Annotated in this window: 14 protein-coding genes; 5 read left to right on the forward strand and 9 right to left on the reverse strand. The window is 57.9% G+C overall.

All coding sequences use genetic code 11. The annotated features are described in order from the left end of the window. Positions 1-6 precede the first annotated feature (6 nt). The 4 genes from NL112_RS21965 to NL112_RS21980 all read left to right on the forward strand — a co-directional run bounded on the left by NL112_RS21965 (position 7) and on the right by NL112_RS21980 (position 4,072). On the forward strand, positions 7-564 hold the full coding sequence (locus tag NL112_RS21965; protein WP_255153054.1) for a PIN domain-containing protein: 558 nt from the start codon (positions 7-9) through the stop codon (positions 562-564). Positions 565-750: 186 nt separating this feature from the next. Further along, entirely contained in the window at positions 751-1,974 is a 1,224-nt protein-coding gene (locus NL112_RS21970; RefSeq protein WP_255153055.1) for a competence protein CoiA family protein, read from the forward strand. Between the two features lie 78 nt (positions 1,975-2,052). Further along, the gene (locus NL112_RS21975; protein ID WP_255153056.1) at positions 2,053-2,925 is read left to right on the forward strand and encodes a hypothetical protein; all 873 of its coding nucleotides are present in this window, start codon (positions 2,053-2,055) and stop codon (positions 2,923-2,925) included. Positions 2,926-3,247: 322 nt separating this feature from the next. Continuing rightward, a complete protein-coding gene (locus NL112_RS21980; protein ID WP_255153057.1) occupies positions 3,248-4,072 on the forward strand; it encodes a transposase in 825 nt (274 codons plus the stop codon). 51 nt (positions 4,073-4,123) lie between these two features. Here the strand turns inward: NL112_RS21980 and NL112_RS21985 are convergent, their stop codons facing one another. The 6 genes from NL112_RS21985 to NL112_RS22010 all read right to left on the reverse strand — a co-directional run bounded on the left by NL112_RS21985 (position 4,124) and on the right by NL112_RS22010 (position 11,809). Further along, a complete protein-coding gene (locus NL112_RS21985) occupies positions 4,124-6,691 on the reverse strand; it encodes a DEAD/DEAH box helicase (RefSeq protein ID WP_255153058.1) in 2,568 nt (855 codons plus the stop codon). A gap of 2 nt (positions 6,692-6,693) precedes the next feature. Further along, positions 6,694-8,151: a ribonuclease H-like domain-containing protein gene (locus NL112_RS21990; RefSeq protein WP_255153059.1), complete on the reverse strand. Its 1,458-nt coding sequence runs from the start codon at positions 8,149-8,151 to the stop codon at positions 6,694-6,696. 439 nt (positions 8,152-8,590) lie between these two features. Further along, the gene (locus NL112_RS21995; RefSeq protein WP_255153060.1) at positions 8,591-9,415 is read right to left on the reverse strand and encodes a hypothetical protein; all 825 of its coding nucleotides are present in this window, start codon (positions 9,413-9,415) and stop codon (positions 8,591-8,593) included. Positions 9,416-9,476: 61 nt separating this feature from the next. Further along, complete coding sequence (locus tag NL112_RS22000) at positions 9,477-11,039, reverse strand: HesA/MoeB/ThiF family protein (RefSeq protein ID WP_255153061.1); 1,563 nt, start codon at positions 11,037-11,039, stop codon at positions 9,477-9,479. Continuing rightward, on the reverse strand, positions 11,039-11,476 hold the full coding sequence (locus NL112_RS22005; RefSeq protein ID WP_255153062.1) for a hypothetical protein: 438 nt from the start codon (positions 11,474-11,476) through the stop codon (positions 11,039-11,041). Before NL112_RS22005 ends, NL112_RS22000 begins: the two co-directional genes overlap by 1 nt. After that, positions 11,477-11,809, reverse strand: a complete 333-nt coding sequence (locus tag NL112_RS22010) for a hypothetical protein (protein ID WP_255153063.1) — start codon at positions 11,807-11,809, stop codon at positions 11,477-11,479. 191 nt (positions 11,810-12,000) lie between these two features. Here NL112_RS22010 and NL112_RS22015 point away from each other — a divergent pair, with 191 nt between their 5' ends. Beyond that, positions 12,001-13,128, forward strand: coding sequence for a hypothetical protein (locus tag NL112_RS22015; RefSeq protein WP_255153064.1), 1,128 nt, complete (start codon positions 12,001-12,003; stop codon positions 13,126-13,128). Here the strand turns inward: NL112_RS22015 and NL112_RS22020 are convergent. The 3 genes from NL112_RS22020 to NL112_RS22030 are packed head-to-tail and all read right to left on the reverse strand — an operon-like array spanning position 13,125 to position 19,526. After that, positions 13,125-16,565, reverse strand: coding sequence for an ATP-dependent helicase (locus tag NL112_RS22020; RefSeq protein WP_255153065.1), 3,441 nt, complete (start codon positions 16,563-16,565; stop codon positions 13,125-13,127). The two genes, NL112_RS22015 and NL112_RS22020, sit on opposite strands and share 4 nt — an antisense overlap. After that, positions 16,562-17,515 carry a PD-(D/E)XK nuclease family protein gene (locus NL112_RS22025; RefSeq protein ID WP_255153066.1) on the reverse strand — a complete coding sequence of 318 codons (954 nt, stop codon included), beginning with the start codon at positions 17,513-17,515 and terminating at the stop codon, positions 16,562-16,564. The genes NL112_RS22020 and NL112_RS22025 overlap by 4 nt, the downstream gene beginning before the upstream one ends. Next, entirely contained in the window at positions 17,463-19,526 is a 2,064-nt protein-coding gene (locus NL112_RS22030; RefSeq protein WP_255153067.1) for a PD-(D/E)XK nuclease family protein, read from the reverse strand. Before NL112_RS22030 ends, NL112_RS22025 begins: the two co-directional genes overlap by 53 nt. Positions 19,527-19,572: the final 46 nt, after the last annotated feature.

A 19,572-nucleotide genomic window follows, 5' to 3' on the forward strand; every position in this document is an offset into this window, starting at 1 on the left:
ACGAGGATGTATACTGCGAACATTGCGGACACGGTGATGTTTCGGAATTTAGGGAAGCATCCCAGTCCGCGTTTACAGTCGCTCAAGAGTGCCGTTGAGGAAGCCGGGACAGAGATTTGGGTGCCAGCAGCAGTCTACCACGAACTGGCGGATACTGGAAGTGCCGACTCACCGACGAATCCATACCTCGATAGGGCTATCGAAGAGGGGTGGCTTCAGGTGGCCACACCGCTGCCAGGTGACCGCACAAAGGGGTTTGATAGGAGCGCCGGGCCGGTTGAGAAAGCTCGGTTCGTTGCAGATGAGTTTCTCAACCAGCAAAGCAAGTATCCAGAGACGAACAACTGGCGAGATGCGTCGTTGGTCGCGTTAGCGGTTCGATTGTTCGACGCGAATGCCCGAATTCGTGTGATTACACACACAGCGGACGAGAATCTGGCAACGGCGTGCGCTCGTATCCCTCCTGAATTCGGGTACTACGATATCAAGTCCCGGTACTACAACCCGCCCCAGACAGCGAAGGCTGAGTTTCCAACCGTTGACCAGCTTACGTGGAATGAGTGAACCGCCTCTAGGTCCAGCCCCGAGGCACTCGCCTTGATTATTGGTAGAGAGCGTTGCGGCGGTTGGACGAGTGTAGCTAGAAATGCAACCCACTAACCTAGGAACCCCTCAAGGGTCTTGGCGAGAGTATGGGCTGCATTTTCAGAGATAGCGGTGGGTTCAAGCAATCGACGTACTTCGGTAGTGATGACTGTGCCGTTTCGAGCACTCCTTGATGGCGAAATCGTCGTCCCCGAGCAGGTCGACGACCAGCAGGTCGTCGAGTGTCCCGAATGCCGGGGTATTCTCTATCCCCGTGATGGCGATCAGCGCGCTCGTCACTTCTTCCACGCCAGCGATGACGATTCTGAGGCCTGTTCAACAGCATCCGGAGGGGAATCAGATACGCACGCTCGCTGTACGGCCCTCACCGTCGCTGCTCTCGCCGAACAGTTCCCCACCGCGACCCACGTCGGAGCCGAAATCACGATCGACGTTACCGGGACGGCGACGGCCCCGGAGACGCGGCGAACTGACGCGTTTGTCGAATTCCAGGAGGAGAACCCCTACTTCGGGCGGGGACTCATCATCGAGGTGCAGCACAAACACCATAGTAAGGACATCGAAGGGACAACCCACGACCATCTCGCGGCAGGATACTCGGTCGCATGGTTGACCCCCGACGACTTCGGCGACGAACAGCTGGACTACGACGTCGTCGACGACGCGTTCCGGGCCGACGATGGCCACGCATACAGTATCCGTGAGCACGATCCATGGGAGTTCGAGACGCGCGTCGAAGTAAATCTCGAGTGGGAGCCGCCGTCCAGAAAGTGCTTCCCCTATGCAGAAACAGGAAGCCACGACTGGCGGCGAATTCCAAGCTACGCCCATCCAGATAGCTACGAGTACGAGTTCTGCCGTGGGTGCGGCTCACGCCGCCAGTACGATCAGACGCTCACTCGGTTCGTGTACGACTACGAAGGGGTCCTCGCGCCAGAGGTTAGAATCGACGAGCTCCGGGATGCGATTATTATACACCGCGAAGTGGCGGATGACTTTGAGGGGTGGTTAGAAGCGAAGCGACTCGGTCCCGATCCCACGTTCGAGACAGTCCTGGTGAATCGTGTTGACGTCGCGCCGTGCCGCGGGCCACGAGGCGTTCACGAGTGGGACCGGAAGGAAGTCATCGAGAGAGGGTATGACGACCGCGTCGACGTCGCTCTCTGGGAGTGCCGGTACTGTCCCGTTCATCTCCTTATGAACCATACCGGTGCTGGAGAGACGGTGCCGATTTTGTTCGGGGAAGCTCCTGACCCGGAGTGGGGACTAGACTACCTATTCGCGAACCCCCGTAGATGTGGACATCGTTCGCACCGAGATCAAGCTGACTGGGACGACTGCCCGAGTTGTCGACAGCTGAACCCATAGGCCATCGTGGTTGCCTTACCGCTCCTCAGCACCCCGGCGTGACAGTGGTTTAAGTTGACGTAGCAGACAGTCGGTGATATGGACGAGAACGACTTGGAGACTGACCCTCTGCCGACAGAGCCGGAAGCTCCGATGGTAACCGACGAGTACGAGATACGTCTCGCAGAGGGGTGGACAGAGGAGTCTTTCGAACGCGGGACGTATGGGTCAGAGGAGACGCCCGGCGTCGAAGCACGGTTCACTGCGGCCGAGAACACGGAACTCCGCATCGACCCGGTGGAGTACGAGGTAGTCGGGCGTCGACGGCGCATTCAAGGTCTAGAAGCTGACTTCGAGTCAAGCATCCACAGCGACGACGTTGCCGCCGAAGCCCAGGAAACGGACGGACCGGTCTACGAACCCTGTCTGTTCGCCGTCCGGGCCTACTACACGCCGATCAGTTCGCCGGAGATCTCGACGTACACGCTCACGGCGGATGCAGACGACGCTGTTGCGGTGGCGTGCTGGCTCTCGCACGTGACCGACCCGATGAGTCTTGGACAAGCTATCGAGGGAGCACTACAGGCGCAGGCTGGCGAGGATCCCGACCACTACGGTATCGACTATCCAAGTGATGAGGAACGTGTCGAGGATGTCTGCGTCACGGACCCGAATCGGTGCGTCTACTCTGGACAAACCACTCGAAGCCACCTACTTCGGCTCCCGTTCCGATACGCACCGCTTCTCAAGGGCCATCCAGAGAATGCCGAGGCGCTACCAGCGGTTCCGTCGCGGGTGGGCGGGTTCGAGGTTGCAGTTTCGCACACCAAGTGGAGTGACCGAGGACTCTCAGAAGAGGAGCTGGAAGCGCCGATGGAACATATCGATAGTGGAGTGTACCAGCTCCCGCGTGACGTTGCAGAACAGGCTGACGGATTCCCAGCCGAGGCGACCAGCTTCCGACAGAACTAGCGGCCGTACTTCGCGATCAAAACAGGTCCTATTCTTCAGATGTTGCTATCTTTATGATGTCGAAGAAACCCTGTTCATCACGGATATCGATAAGTGATGACGCGAACTGGAGGGTAATGAGAGTTGGTCGACGAAACCGGTAGTATCGGTCAACCCTAAGAGATTCACAACCGAGAAATTATGTCGTCGCAGTGGGTTGTTAGAAGCAATGGGGCTGTTCGTCAACTTGTTCGAAATTGAACTTCCTGCTCTATTGAAAATGGAAGACAGCGGCAGGATTACTCCGTAATGAGTTTGAGAAGATGAAGTCGAGTAGGCGATTATGGGCGTCGCGCTTCTCGACCTCGTTGAGACAGCACTACGTGTAGCCAAACAAGCGTTGGGGAAGCGAGCGGGCAAGCCCGACTCGGGCGGGCTTGCCCGCGAGGCCCACATCGTTGCACACTGTATTCGCAAAGAGGAGGGCCACAGCTACGCCGAACTCGTTGATCGGATGAGTCTCATGCCGACGGTCTGCGACCGCCTCGGCGTCCACCCGGACGCGCCACCTGATCCAACCACGTTCTACCACTCCTTCGACCGCTATGTGATGTACGTCTGTCGGGCGTTGCTGCGCATCTCCGCGCAGCAACACCCGCAGTCTGGCCACGTCGCACTGGACAGCACATTCTTCGAACGCAACCAAGCCTCGCAGTACTACCGCCGGCGTCGTGGCCGCAGCGTCAAAACGATCAAAGCAACGACGCTGACCGATACAGAGTCGTTGGCGGTGCAGGACGTCCACTGCTGTATCGAGCGCGAACACGATACGAAGGCCGGCCCGCGGATCGTCCGCCGGATCGCGGACGACCTGCGGGCTGTGGCTGCTGACAACGGCTTCCAAGACTGGCACACCGAGTACGAGATCACTGCACTGGACATCGATTACCTTGTTCACTACCGCGGTTCGACGCCGATGGCGACTGCGAACAACGCACTCATCCGCGAGAAAGGCTACACACAGCGATGGATGGCAGAAACGTCCTACTCGACGGTCAAGCGAACGCAGGACTCCGCCCTGCGTTCGCGGTTCTGGTACCGACAGTTCCGTGAGATCGTTCTCCTCTTCGCGCTCAACAACCTCAAGAAACTCGCCAAAACGCTATGATCCGACTCACGTACCGCATTTTCAATAGAGCAGAATTTCTTCGTACAGAGATCACGAGATCGAGGCAGGTGGTCGCTGTTCATCAACAGGGGTCACTTCGCTATCCGTCTCTGGCAGGTGTTCATCGAGGTCGTCTCCCTCCTGATCGCCGAGCATCTGTTCGAGGACGTCCGCAGCTGCAGGAGAGTACAGCGGGCGGTTGTCGTTCCCGCAGCGGTCGTCCATCGTACAGGCGGGACACCCTTCGTCACGGCCACACGAGCAATCCACGATGAGGTCGTGGGCGCGTCGGGCGACGTCTTCGAAGTGTTCGTAAATCGAGCGAGAGAATCCGAGACCGCCCTCGATGCCGTCGTAGATGAACCATCCACTCTTCTCGGGATTATCAGGAAGCCGATTCGTCGCGAGGCCCCCGATGTCACCGCCATCGACTTTCAGCTCAAGTGGCGAGACGGCGATCATGGCGTGCTCGACGGCGTGGATCCCTCCGAGGTACCCGTGAAGCCGCGGCGGGAGGTTGATGCACTCAGGGTTGTGGTACCCCGAGTGCTTGTTGAGCATCGCCCGTTCGATGTCGTTGGGAGTCTCGGCCCAACACAGCTGGGTTCGCATCTCCAACGGAGGTACACCAGTTTCATTGCCCAGCTCGAGTACGTCCCCGCTTCCGATTTCTCGCTTCAGGTACGTGCTATAGTGGACAGATACCGTTCCATACCCCCAGTTGAGCGTGAACGGTCCGACCTCGCGCGAGTCCTCGACGACCGTGTCGTAGATGTTGACCTGGCCCTGGGACTGAGTATAGTAGTTCACGTTGGCTTTCTCGAGTGAGATGTACGGCTGCGGGATGTCTTCCCGGAGTTCGACGACCTGATACTGCTCGCCTTGGTGGAGAACAGTTGCGCCCTCGTGGTAATCTCTATAGGCCCGGTCACGGCCGATTGCTTGATGATCGATCGACCCATCGCCGGCTAGCCGGACGTCAAAGGTGTTTCCGCCGGAGGAGTACAGGCTGATCGCATCCTGCGGGCGGTCGCGATGGGCGTACATAACACCGCTGTCGAGCGACCCTTCGAGGTCGCCCTTCCGTCGACCGTACTTGACGGCACGTTCCAATCGTTCCTCCCCTCCGAAATCCTCTGCGTCGTCGCGCGTGAGGGGGAGTTCCTGCGCGGCGCAGTTGAGTTGCTGGAGGTACACTGGATTGTTGTCGAGGTCGACGACGGCACTCTCGTGATCTTCTTCGAGGACGTACTCTGGGTGCTGGAGGATGTACTGGTCGAGCGTGGAGTGGCTCGGGACGAACACAGAAAGCGCATCTCGCGTTCCCCTGCCCGACCGGCCGATCCGCTGCCAGAACGACTGCCGCGATCCGGGATAGCCCATGAGGACGGTCCCGTCGACGCCACCGATATTGATGCCGACCTCCAGGGCGCTCGTCGTCGAGACACCGTCGTGGTGTCCCTCCTTGAGCTGGTACTCCGTTGCTCGACGCGACTTTTTCCCGTGTCCGGCGTGGTAGGACGCGAGGTTCGGTCTTCCCTGATATCGGTTCTCTGGGTCGCTAATGAACCGCTTCGCGCGGTTGACAGACAGTTCGGTGAGCTTTCGTGAGTCACAGAACAAGAGTGACTGAACGTTCTTCTGGCACATATGCGCCCACACTTCTGGGGCCTCGACCGTCGCCGGACGCTTGGCCAGGGCTGGAGTGTCGATGTCGTCGGTGAGGCCATCGTCCCCGCTCATCGGGGGGTCCCAGAAGACGAGGTGACGGATACCTCTCGGTGATCCGTCTTCGTCGACGACCGCCGCGGGCTCCCCCGTGAGTGCAAGAGCGTGTTCTGTGGGATTGCCGATAGTCGCCGTTGTGAGGACGTACTGCGGATCGCCGCCGTAGTAGTCGATGATTCGTTGTGCGCGTCGGAGTATCCAGGCGACGTGCATCCCGCCGAGGCCAGTCCACATGTGGGCTTCGTCGATTACGACTAGCGAGCAGTTCGAGTGAAAGTCTGCCCACAGGTGGTGCCCCTCCAGATACTGATTCAGCCCGACGAAGTTCGTGATTACGACGTTGCACTCATCGCGGATGCGAGACTTTTCCTCACTCTTCGTGTCGCCATCGTAGACGCCGACACTGATCTCTAGTCCGAGCGTGTTACGAAGGAATTCGTTGAGTTCTTGTTCCTGGTCGCGACTGAGCGCCTTCGTCGGATAGACGATTAGCGACCGCGTCTCCGGGTTCTCGAGGTATTGACGAGCGATGTGAAGGCCGTAGACGAGCGTCTTCCCCGAGGACGTACTGGTCGCCACACACACGTTGTCACCGCGGTCGAGCACTCGGAGGGCATCTGCTTGGTGGCTCCACGGGTCGAATTCGAGGTTTCGAGCGATCTTAGGCGGAAGCACGTCCTTTGCTGGAACGGTCTGTTCCTCACGGGCGGGAATCTCGAAGTTCTCGTGAACCTGCCCGAAGTAGCGGTTATTCGGGTAGGTATTCTCGAGTTCTTCGCCGGTGAGTTGGAGGATGTCCGTCTCGATGTCGACATCGACGTTGTCGTCGTGGTTGTCTGGATTGGTCGTGAGGTCGATCTGGCTGTGGTCGGTGTCGTGGTCGTCGTGCATTGTTAGAAGTCCATGAGTCCGGTCTGTGTGGTGTTTTCATCAGCAGGAACGCTGGCATGCTTGTGGCCGGGAGTCGCTTCAGCGATGGATTCGTAGACTGCAGCCAGCTCACGGACGTCTGCCTCACAGTATGCCCGAGCAGTCTCCCAGTCTACGTCACGAGCGCGCTCTGGAGACACGAGAAGCCGCTGGATGGTCTTCGCCAGCGATTTCCCATCCACGGCGGCAGCAGCCGAGTCGCGACTATGTCCGAGCGCTTCAGCGACGTCTTCAACCCGGTTCGTCCGACCGGGGAGGATGGCGTTGTCTTTTCGCACAGCCCAATCGAACAGGTCGTACTCGAACACTGAGCCCGACCAGTAGTCTGCGTACTCCGGTGCGTGTCCTCGAATGAACCGTCTAAGGTGTTTGAAGTCGAAGTTGTGGCCGTTCCACGCGATGAGGGACGTGCGATCGTACTCGCTGGCCAGCCAGGCAACAAACTCTCGGGTGGCTTTCCCTGGGTTGTCTCGCGACGGTTCCGTATCGATGAAGTCCACGTACTCGTCTGATTCAGGGTCGTAGACCCCGATGAGCCAGATGATACTCGGGTTGAGGCCGTCGGTCTCTATATCGATGAACAGCGGACTGTACTCTGCTGCGGGGACGGCTTCGTCGGTGAGACGGATGACACACCCTTCGGACGACGCGTGGGCGCTCTGGCGGATGCTCTGAGCTTTCGACTCACCGATGCCTCGAACCTCACGAAGCTCGCGTTCCGTCGCGGCTGCGACGTCGTCACGCGTCTCGTATCCATTTTGAGCGAGCTTCGGAGCGGTTCCCTTGCCCACACCCGAAAGAGCTCGGAGGCCGAATTTATCCGCGGGTGACGTGGACACGGCGATGCGGCCGTCCGAATCAAGTGAGATGCAAGCGAGTTCTGGTGCCCTTTGCCGGCGGGTTGGAGCAAGCCCGCGGACGGGAAGGCGAATGCTCTCGTCGTCGACGTCGGCCTTCCACACGAAATCGTAACTGGCCTCCATGGCCCCCGTGAGGAACGTCGCTTCTCGGTCGGTCCGGTGCTGGAAGCGAGCGAGGTGTTCGAGGCCATCGAGCGAGACATCCAATGTGACCGAGTCGGCATTCGTCTGGATCTCATCACAGATGACGTAGTCGACGTCGTCTGGGATCCCTTGCCCACTGGCGGTAGAGGCCCCACCTATGAAGTCGAGCGAGCTGACGATGGATACGGTGATCCCGTCAACAGTCTCGGTGTGAACCGCGCTACGTCGAGTGTAAATTACCGGGCACGAGGCGGTACGCTCGACAGTGCTCACGATTCGCATGTCCAGCTTTTCCTCGACGATGTAGATGAGATCTGCATCGAAGTAATCGATGAGGTCTGCGATGGCGGTCGTCGTTGCGTCGGCTAGCGCGTCACACCGGAGGGCAAGCAGACGTACTCCAAGGTCACCCGCCATGCCTCAGTGGGTGGTTGTTCCCTGATCTGGTTGGCTATTGGCGGGGTGCTCCTCGTTTCGCGTATTCGTCATACACTCACTATGAGAACCCCGCGGCTTATACTTTCTGACTAGCGACTCTGCGATGTCTCTATTTATGGATTTTAGTGATTCCAAGAGTGGTCTCTGTGGGGATCTATGGTAGCGAGCAGTCTGAGGGCTCTCACCAGCCAGTACGTCTATAGTAGGCTTAAAATGCTTGACTGTGGTCAATATCGATTGGTGAGGCTTTGGCAGAGATCCCTAGCGTTCGCTCTTGATGGGTGATTTGGCCTTCGTAGTAGGGCCGGTCTCTCAGCCACTCGATTGTCTGCTCCATGGACGATTCTCGATTCACGGGATTCTATATTGTGATTGTCTATTTCGGCCCCGTACTTCGATATTCTGGGATATAGTATTTTCAAACGAATATAATCAACCAGCGGAATGCTTCCAGAATCGCCAGATATAGAACAAATAAGACACTGAAAGCGGTAAAGGCGGGCCTGACAATCTCTTTAGCATGCTGCACGGAGAAAATCCCGTACGCAGGTCCCTTTGTTTGTGGTTCGATATGATCGGGCAAGTGCGCCGCAATACCCTGTAGATGGTTGGCGCCGACCACAGCTACAACTCGGCCACCCTCTTCGGCAGCCTCGGAAATTTTTTCAGCGATTATGTTATCTCGATTCAGACTTCCTGACTTACGTGACATTCCATGGTACCGTAGGAGGAGTGTCGGAAGTAGAGCGCTTCCGAGAAGTAGACTTGCCCCGCCGATTGTCCTTCCCGTGACGAGTCCGTAGAGGACGCTTGTCGAAAAGATTCCATAGAACAAAAACCCGGCAACAAACTCAACTATCGGGTTAGCGTTCTCGACAAGTTCGGCATCGGAAGTCCGAGTGGCTACGACTTCTGCTCCTTGCGCATTCGCCAAATCCGAGAGAATTCGGTGGTCAGTGTATAGCGTCCGAAATAGAACCAGCCCAGCGATGTTCATCGCGGTAGCGTACCAACTACGAAGGAGCCCATACTCAGCGTCTTCTTGTTGACCTTCGAGCACGAGTACATCACAGTCCTCAGTGAGCAGCTCGCGTTCCTCGGAGAGGTCGCTTTCACTCGTATGGATCTCTCCTTTTAGAATCACCTCGGCCTCTTGGCCCTCTGTGCCCTCTGGCTCATCGCTGTCAACGGCCTCCTCTATATCTGATTCGGATTTTCCTACTGTTTTAGCGATTTGTCCCATATATTTTACTATAATGAATGATTCAGTTTTTCTGGACGGTATCAGTGGCGATCAGTAGGATCTACCAGTATGGAGTGAATCGTTCCTCGACCTCCTGGCGGAGATCCTCAAACTCATGATCCTTGCTCAACGGAAACCGGTGAGTCTGCCCTGTCGCTACGATGTCCTCTCGGTCGCAGTCAGGTCTACAGCTATCCCGACCGCGTTCGAAGTCCCACGCGCTAGGTAAGTACCTGCGTTCGCCGACGTCACCCCCTGTTACGCCGAGCGTCACGTCCTGCAGTCGGAGGTGCATCAAGCCCGCGACGATCTCGTTCAGCGACATAACCGACGGTGCGGGTTCGTCGCCGTCTCCCCTCGGTCCACCGTCAGCCGCTGGACGGTCCATGTTGTAGTCAGGACCTGGTTCCCGGCCGCCGCCGCGCTCCTTTCGTGCCTCGCTCGGCAGATACTGGATGCAGCATCTGAAGCATGGTTGTCCGGGTGCCGACACGGTGATGGGACTCTTTGACGTGTCTTTGAGGACTCCGTTGTCGTCGGTCTCCGGGCGGGTGCCTCCGGATATCACTGGGATGAGGTGGGAGTGGGAAATCTCGTCGAGAACTCGCGTCGTCCAATGGCCGTCAGCGGCGTGGAGGATCACGTCGCAGTCGAGGAGGTCGGTGTAAGCCGACAGGTCAGGATCATCCTCCACCACGCTTCCGTACACGCGGACGACGTCGAAGTCCGGGTTCGTCGCCGCCGCTCGGGCCGTCCGGGCGGCGACATCTACCTTCGGCCGCCAGACCGAGGCGTCCGCCTCCGTTGCGCCGCGCTGGCGATTGAGGTTGACGTCCTTAACGACATCGTAGTCGGCGAGAACGAGACTATCGACGCCTGACCGAGCGACATCGGGCGCTAAAATGGAGCCGCCACCTCCGAGGCCGACGATCCCGACTCGAAGGCTCGCGTACATCTCTTGGGCGGCCTCGGTCCAGAGTCTGACTTGGCGGTCCTGCGTGTTCGGGTCCCAGGAACCGCTGGCACCTGCCGCACCCTTCACCTCCTGCCCGGCCGTGAATGAATCGAGTTTGCGGAGCCCAGTGCCGACGACGCGGATCGCAGTCGCGTACCTGGACGGACCCTCATCCAGCCCTACGCTGTCGGGGAACTCGTGGCCCAGAGCCATCCAGTTTCCATCGGGAGTCAGTATCCCGGCGACGAGTGGGGGGTTGGCGTGGTCGAGGTGCTGGGCGTCGTTGTGGAGGAGTCGGGCGGCCGACTCCAGATCCTGTCGGCTCGGTTGACCCACGCCCCAGGGATGCGTGTGGAGATAGAGCACACCACCGCCGATGTCGTTGGCCAATCGTTTCACGCGACGACGGTAGTCCGAGGTAAACTCGACCCCGCCGGTGTAGATCAGGTCGCCTTCTTCGGGAGGGATGACATCTTGGACGAGGTAGGTGAGGCGGCGGCGGCCAGGGCTCCGCGTTAGTACGCACACCAGCCCCCGCTCGGCGGCGTCGACGGCACGCTCACCGTGCAGGAGGGATTCGATGAGCTCGCGGTCCTGCTCAGTCATCGCGAGGTGAAACTCTTCGGCGTCGACGAGGGCGAGGTCGATGTCGGAGACCTTCCGCTTCATTAGTTGTTGAAAGGATTTCGAAGGGTGCCCCGAACGAGGGCGGTGGCCCTCGCCATGTGCTCGGGCTTGCTCACGGTCAGTTCCCGCCAGTCTCGGCTCCAGTAGAGGTAGTCCTCATCGATGCCGACTTCACGGAGGGCTTGGGCGTGGTCGTGGTTGACCGTGGTGTTGTCGGGTTGGTTCCCGTCCACGGTTAGCAAGGGGACCGTGACCAATCCGTAGTGCTGGCCGTTCGGGAAGTCCTTGTGAATCCGCAGGATGACGCGAGCCTCGTCCTGGTCGTAGTCGTACTCGTCGAGTGCGACTGGACCGAGGTCGATGAAGACGTATGGTTGATCGCCGGCTTCGGCAACCACCTCTGCCTGACCGTGCTTCTCGTGGAGCGCCTCGGCTCCGTCACGGATGTTGTCACCGACGACGATCTCCGGAGTACCCATTCAGATGAACACCTGCCCGCGCGTGGTCACCCGGAAGTGCTTTCGGTGTTGGTCAGTGAGGTCCACCTCGGCAGGACCAGCCTCACCTTGGGGATCGAACTGTTCCTCGACGTTGTCGCTCTGGCCGCGGAGCGCTTCGAGGATGTACTGGTCCGGATCGTCGTAGCCGGCCCGCTCGATGATGATCGCCGAGTCGACCACGTCGTCCTCGTACGTCTGCTTGTCATCTTCGCCGGCGCCGTCTACGAAGATGACGTGGCTGTTCTGGCCTTGGTTTGCGGTCGAATCTTCGGTCGTTTCCGACGTGTCGTCGGAGGTATCGGACTCGCTCATTGGTTATCTGCCCGTTCTTGGCTCGGGCGGGGCCGTGGAGAGCAGAGCGGCACAGGAGATCCCTCGGCTCTTGCTCACGTCACTATATACGCCACGTAGTTTTAACTCTTGCGACTAGCAGCATTGGGAATACGATAATTAGAGAACACCCTCATCGAAAGGTAGTTATCCTATCGTTCTGTTGGTGCTGTATGGCGCTAGATACTCCAACCGCGAGTAATCTCGTCGCAGCGGAGCGAGATGGCGAGTACGGTCTTACAGTCCCATTACGGGTAGACAAGGTCGAACGAACCCCGGATCACGACTGGTGGGCGCAGCTTGTCCACTGTTCAGATGTGCTGGGGACACACGTGAAGCTCACAGTTTTCGACGATGACGACTGTCATCTCGTCGACTACTCCTTTGAAGAAGGTACCTGGTACGAATTCGACGACGTCAACCCTGATGTGTACCAGGGAACCATCGGTATCAAAGCGAAGTGGGATCGGCAGGTCCGCCAGCTCTCTGGTCGCCCAGAGATGTCGCCCTCAGAGACGACTGACATTGTTCGTCGACTCGGTGCAGCCGATGCCATTGCAGCACTCGACATCGAGACGATTACGACTGTTTCCGAGCGAGAACTCGAACCACCGAATCCAGACCATCAAGAGCTACTCTGTACCGGCGTCGGATATCGAGGCAGTCCGAGCGAGGAGATCAATGCGGAGGTCCTCTTCCGTGAAGACGGGACGGCTTCGGCAGAACTCGACGCAATCGAGGCGGTTGTGAACTGGCTCGATGTGAGGGATGTCGATGTTCTCATCACCTTTGGGGGCGCGTGGTTCGACCTCCCAGTATTGGTGGGTCGTGCAGAACGGGCCGCTGCGGAAATCGGTGAGCCTGGACGAGCAGAGAACGTACGTGCAGCACTCGAATCCTACTACCATGCCGACCTCTCGTCGGCAAAGAATAGGGTGCTGGGGGAAGGTTCACTTGAAGATATGGCCGGGTACATTGGGTCACCCGCACCGAAGACGCTCTGGACGGATTACGAAATCGGCCTTGAACCACAGACATGGCGCGAAAGTCAGTGGGAGATTATGCGAGAGGACGACCGCGACCCCCCGTCTGATGATCTTGAGGATCCCACCGTGTTCAACAGCGACGTTCCATACTTCGGTGAGGCGTGGCTAACGGCCAGCGCAGCAGGAGAGAACGACCGGGCCTCAAACCTGTACGAGTGTCTCGAAACCTACACGCTCGCGGATATTCATCCCCTGTTCGCTATAGCTGACGACGAGCGGTCGACCGGTCAACCCTCCTTCCCGATGACCTACTAGCAACCTCCGTTTTCTTGACGCCACTCTTCGCCGCAGGGAAGGGAACTATGCTGGCACCATCGACAGTGCTCCCCCGTCTCGTACCCGCTGAACGATGTCTCCTCGATTCGATTCATCGTCGTCGTGACTGCTGCTCGTACTGATTCTAATTCTCCCTCATCGAACGAACGAGACTCGACTTTCGGACCGATATCGCCGACATAGGCGTATCCCGCGCGGGTGATCGATTCCTCGTAGAGGTCACGACAGGCGAGCAGATATAGTGGCAGCTGCTTGTTCTCGTCAATGTCGCGGTGACGCTCGGTGGCTTTGTAGTCGATGACGACCAGTTCGCCGTCCGGGGTTCGATAGACGGCGTCGATGAACCCGACGAGCTCATGGCCATTCACGTCCAGATGGAACTCTCGTTCCGCATCGACGATTTCCCAGCCGCTTAGATCGAGGTCGAAATACCGGTCGATGCATTCCTTCGCAATCGGTAGCTCATCCGTGGCACGCCGTTGTCCGGCCAGCCGTTCACAGATAGCATACCATTCTGCTCGCTCTACCGCCTGTTCCTTCGCAGCGATCTCCGCGGTATTGTGAAACAGAAGCCCGACTATCCGCTGCGAGACACCGTCTCCGCCATAGCCGTTCTCTCGGAAGTCAGAGAACCCATTGACGACGTAGTCCAAGAAGTGCTGTCGGGGACACTCCTCGTAGGCCTCAAGTGAGGTGTAACTGTGCTGGAGCGCCGGGTTTGGGGTCGATGGACCAGTTAGGTCGTCGATTGAAAACCGTCTGTTCTCAGGTTCTCGTTCGAGTGCGCCTTCTATGAGCTTGTTTCCGAATGTGAGCACACGGTCTCGTCCGTCTGCTGCCGAGAGCTTCTCAGAACCGTACGTCACTTGTCCAGAGACGTCCCCAACTACCGTGCTTGCGAGAGAGCCTGTCCAATCCGCATGGTCCGATGGGAGGCATTCCTGTAGATCGCGCCAGATTGGGAGATGACCGCTACTTGGCCGCCAAGGGACGGACTCTGGAAGAATACTATCGACAGCATCATGCACGAGTCTTGCATCGTCGTCTGTGTCGTCTTCCTCCCGGCTCCCGTGGAGGACGAGTATCTCTTCGGCGCGAGTGATCCCCACGTGAAGTATCCTGCGGGCCTCATTGGCATCTTGAGCGACAAAATCATTGTCGAATGCCGCTTCTGGATCCTCAGACAGTGCTGACTCGAATGTATCGTAGGTTCGTGACCCTGGTTCCCACTCGTCGGCGGTCAAGCGGGGCATCAGAACCACAGGAAAGTCGAGTCCCTTACTCTTGTGAATGGTCATGACGTTGACCGCGTCGTCGGCCAGTTCTGGCTGACTCGTTGGTGCCGAACCGCTCTTCTCGAGGAGCGAGTCGTAATGTTGCAGCGAATCGATGAACTGCGGCGTGAGCGGGGGCTGTACAGTGTCGTTTCCATACTGGTCGATAATCTCGTCCAGTTGCGACAGGTCACGACGCTCTTGTTCACTGAGGTACCAATCGATGTTGGTCAGGCGTTTGAACTCCCGGTAAAGGTGGCTGAGGGAAGCTGTTTCACGTAGTTTCAGTAGGCGGGAAATGTGCTCCCGTACCTCCTGAATACAGTCGGGTTCATCGAATGCTTCGAGAGGTTGGTTGAATACCCCGGCATATGTACCGTCATCGTGGCTGTTGACACGACGCAGATCAGCATCGGTTAGACGGTAACGCATCGTCAGTACCCGGTTCCAGCTTACGTCATCTTCTTCGGGACGAGCCAGCGCCTTTAGATAGGCGACGACGGTGCCGACCCCGATTGATTCCGTGGAGAGGTCTCCCGCAACCTGATAGGGGATTCCTGCCTCGTCGAACCCTTCGAGAATTGGCGTTGCGTGGTCGTTATTCCGAACGAGGAGTGCGATCTCACCTGGGTCGTACGCCCGATCTAGTGCTTCTGCATCGCCACTCAGGAGGTTCCGGGTGACGGTCACCAGCTGTTCAGCCCGGTCGCCTTCGTCGTCGGCTTCCTCCACGACTGCGACCGTGTCTCCGTCGTAGTCAGGTTCGTCGACACGCGTGAGCGTTTTGGTACTGCGCCGATCCGCTAACCGCTCTAGCGCTTCATTTGCGAGGTCGAGGAGAGGTTGACGTGACCGGAAGTTCTGTTCCAGCGGTTCGTCTTCGAGATCAGGCCCGAAGACGTCGTCGAGTTCGTCGGTGATGTTCGCGACGTTCGCGCCTCGCCATTCGTAGATTGCTTGGTCGTCATCACCCACGACGAATAGGCGATCCTCAGAGACGAGGGACGTAATGAGGTCGAACTGGAGACGATCAGTGTCCTGGAACTCGTCACAGAAGACGTAGTCCCACCGGTCGCCCAGTCCCTCTCCGACGTCAGTCTCGAGCAGTTCCACTGTCTTAACCACGAGACCATCGAAGTCAAGCAGATTTCGCCGGTCGAGTTCTCGCTCGTAGGCTCCATACCCTGCGTTCAAATCCAGGGCTGTTTTGCACTCGTCGAGAGCGTCTCGGAGGTAGTCTGTCAACTCGAGTTTCAGATCGTTTGGTATCCCGCTCGGAGCACCACTACTGTACCCCCCAAGTAGATATTTCGGCAGCTTGTGTGCATCCTCGGGAAGCGACCGCTCACCAGCCTCATGCTCCTCAAACGCCACTTCGAGTGCGTCACAGAGGTCGATGAGTCGGTCGAGGAAGTCTTTGATGCTTGCTTCTAGCCCTTCATCGCGGAGGGTATCCCGTTCTGCGACGAGATCTGCTCGTGTATCCGGAATGCCGTCGAGGACGGTCGAAACGGACTGTCCCCCAAGATGATTGCCCGCAATCTCTTCGACACGATCTGGCACAGCATCGAGTTCATAGACTCGTTCCGGTGACCCGAGATATTCCTCGATCTCTGCGGGCGAAATCCCACTTCGCTTCATCGACCCGATAAACGAGAGGAGTTTCGATGCGACGCCGCTCCCGTATGAATCTGGGCCGTAGACGTTCGGTTTGACGGCGCGGTAGTCGATCTCGTCGAGGACGTTGAGTACGATGACGTACTTTTCAGCATCCGTTGCGATCTCGAAGTCTGGGTCTAATCCCGCATCATAGGCGTAGTCCGTCAGTATCTCGTTGCAGATAGAGTGGTACGTGTACGCGTCGACGTCATACCCTGCTGGTCCAAGTTTTGCGTTGAGTTTCTCACGCATCGAATCGGCGGCGTTGTTCGTGAAGGTCAACGCGAGAATCCGATCTGGAGAGACCCCATGCTCGTCGATGAGGTTCTCGATTTTCCGGACCATCGTGAACGTCTTCCCTGTTCCAGCCCCAGCGAGCACCCGCATGGGATACTGTTCCGACTCGATGATCGTCCGCTGCTGTGGCTTCGGATCCTCGTCGTCCTCGATGGTTGGGAGCCAGTCAGGCACGTCGTCGCTCATCGCTGCACCCCCTCTGCGAGAAATTCTGCACACATCTCTCGGAACGTGCAGTCGGGACAGGCCTCATCGTGAATGAGTGGGAACGGATCAGGGTCGTGAGAGCCGCTCGTAATCCCTTCGTGTGCATGTCGTAGGAGATTCCATATCGTGTCATAGTGCTCTTCGTAGATGTCCGTCGTCTCGCGTGGGTAGCCACGAACAGAGATCTCGTATCCCCCTGGTGTACTTTCGAACGATGTCCGATTCAGGAGGCCGTAGAAACTGAATCGAACCGTCATCCCGTCTTCGTAGAGGTCAGACTGTTTGACGCCCTCGATGTATGTGGCCGTCTGAAACGCGTTCCTGACCCTCTTCGGATCATGATCCGTTCCGTTTAGGTGGTCCTCGAGGACGCTTGCAGTGTAGGACGTGATCACGTCGTTGAGGTTCCGCTTGTAATCGATGACGTGGATCCCTTCGTCCGTCCGGAGGATGTTGTCGGCTCTCCCGCGCAGCCCGAGATCGTTCTCAACACATTCGAGCCATTTCTCTGTCGCGACGGATTGACGAGCGTGATCGATGCCGTGGCCACCATCCGGGTCAAAGAAGGTCTTGATAGCCTCTAGATTTTCGAGGCGCTGGTATTTCTGGTGGGCGTTGGATGCGTACTCGTCCGAGTCGATATGCTCTCTCCATTGCTCTGGGAATGCCTCTACTGCCCGATCGTAGATGAGCTGGGCGTCATCTTCTGGGCTGGTTGCTTCGCAGACTACTTCGATTGTTCCGTGATAGGCACGCCCCTGATTCAGGTACAGCCGTGTCTTCTCGGGAGCGTTGACCTTCTGTACGTACTCATAATCGAACTTCCGCTGGCAGTCCGCGTAGGTTGCGAGACGCGACGGCGAGAGGAAGGTAACGTCAGTCACGACGAACCCCTCCGGCAGCGAACTCGATACGTGCTTGCAGTGCATCCTGAAGCTGCTCGCCGCGGGTCCCACTTTCGCTGAGAAGGTGCTGAATCTCCGAAAGCTCAGCTTCGACTTCGCCGAGGGGGACCGTCACATCTTGGCTGTGAGAGCGACGAACATCTGCGAGGGCGTTGTCGACCCGAGAGAGCAGATATTCTTCCGCTCTTCGTTCGCTTCTGATGTCTGCTTCTGTCGTCTCTTTCACCCAGGGCAACTGCCGATAAGCTTCTGTGAGAAACCGTGACGGCTGAGCACGTTCTTCCAGTGCGGTGTCTTTGTGGCTGTACAGACAGAAGTACAACCGGTCGCCAGCAGCGGCTGCTCCGATGGCGAGCCGCCGGCGAGCGTGCTCTGCGTGGTACCGGCGGAACGAGCGGCTTGACGCTGTCGAGGACGTCGGGAAGGTGTCGGTGACGTCTTCTGCTTCGACCTGTGTTACGCCCGGATAGTCCGGCATCTCCGAGAGGCGTTCTTGGGGGAACAATCGAGTCAGGGAGGGAGTGCCTGGATACTCTTCGTCGACGACGTCCAACAAGAAGACTGCTCGGAAGGACCCGTTTTTAATCGCCTGTAAGTGATCGACTCGGACACCCCCGTCAAGTTCGGTCGAGCTGGTTTGGTTCTGTTGAGGGGCATACTCGTGGGCGCGTTCAAGCATCGTCGCAAACGACTCCCAGGTCGTTTCGATGAACGACGTGTCTTCTACGAACTCCGCCATAGCGAATGCCCGCCGAACGTTCCCGAATTGGGCGCGAACGTTCAGTGGGGATGTCTCCTCAGCGATTCGAACCTTCATATTCGATTCAGTTGCCCATTGCCGGAGTGGACTCGAGAGGCCATCCATCTCCTCGATAGACGCTAGAACCGATTCGTCTAAGACCGAGGCTTCCAGCATCTCTTTTCGAGTATCGTCATCATCGGCTGCCAGGTAGCGAACGACTTGCAGTAGCTCTCGGATAGCGGGATCATCTCCGAATCCCGTGACTGTCGAGGACTCTGTCGGTACCCCTGTCTGCTGGAAGGATCGAAGCGTCTCGATTACTGCTGAACCGCTCTGCTTCAGCGCGACGGCGAAATCCTCGTAATCCCAGTTCTCTCGATCTCGAAGCCGTTCGATCTCATCGGCTACTTTCTTGATCTGTCCGTCGGCGGTCTCTGTCGGAATGACGTTCACTTCCCCCGCTTGGGGATCTTCGTGAACGGTTTCATTCGCTAGGTAAGCACCTGTCGCAGCCGGTCGAGATGGAGGCTCTGTCCCTGCAGGAGACTCTGTCCTCGAAAACGAGACGTAGTCAGTAATTGGCCCCGGCTCGATCCATGTACGCCGAACACTTGCGTTCTCTTCTGCTACACATACGAGCTCCAATCCATCCGCTAAGGTCGCGAGATAGCGACGGTCGAGCGGCAAGAACTCCTCGAATTCAACGACAAGGACCGCCTCTACATCGACTACGTCGTCTCGCTTCTCGGTATCCGACAGAGCAGCATTCGCCTCAGAGATTAGCTGGCCGCGTTCTAGGTGGTCGTGTCCGTCGAGCCACTCGTGGAACGCCTCAACGAGCCCCGCGACTTCGGTAAGCTCTGGCGTCGTCTCAAACGAAACATCCTGCCACGTGGCAGTTTCCATGAGCTGGGCAATATCGCTCAGGAAGGAGGGTTGTTCGGCCGCACGCTGGAAATACTCGCTGTCCCACTCTTGATCTTCGAGGAATCGATGAACGAGTTCACGACGCATCGCGTCTGAGAGAATCGCCTGATCATCGGTCTGGTTCACGACGTCGGTCGCTTGAACGACCAACGACGTCACTCGGGGAACTGCTGCACCGGGTGCTGTGTCTTTGAGTTCTCCACGAAATGTATCCATGCTCGTCGGAGATCCAGCGATGACGAGGACATCTTCTGGATTGTATTCCTTGAGCAACGCCTGATACTGCTCAATTACTGTTGACCTGAGCTCTTCGGTGCTGAATGGAACAGTAATGAGCGTTCCATCGAAGTGCTGGACCTCAGACACGCTTACCGCCCCACGCGTTCACCTGTTGTTCCTCGGTGGATCGGCG

This window comes from Halorarius halobius (assembly GCF_024298865.1).
GTDB lineage: Archaea > Halobacteriota > Halobacteria > Halobacteriales > Haloarculaceae > Halorarius > Halorarius halobius.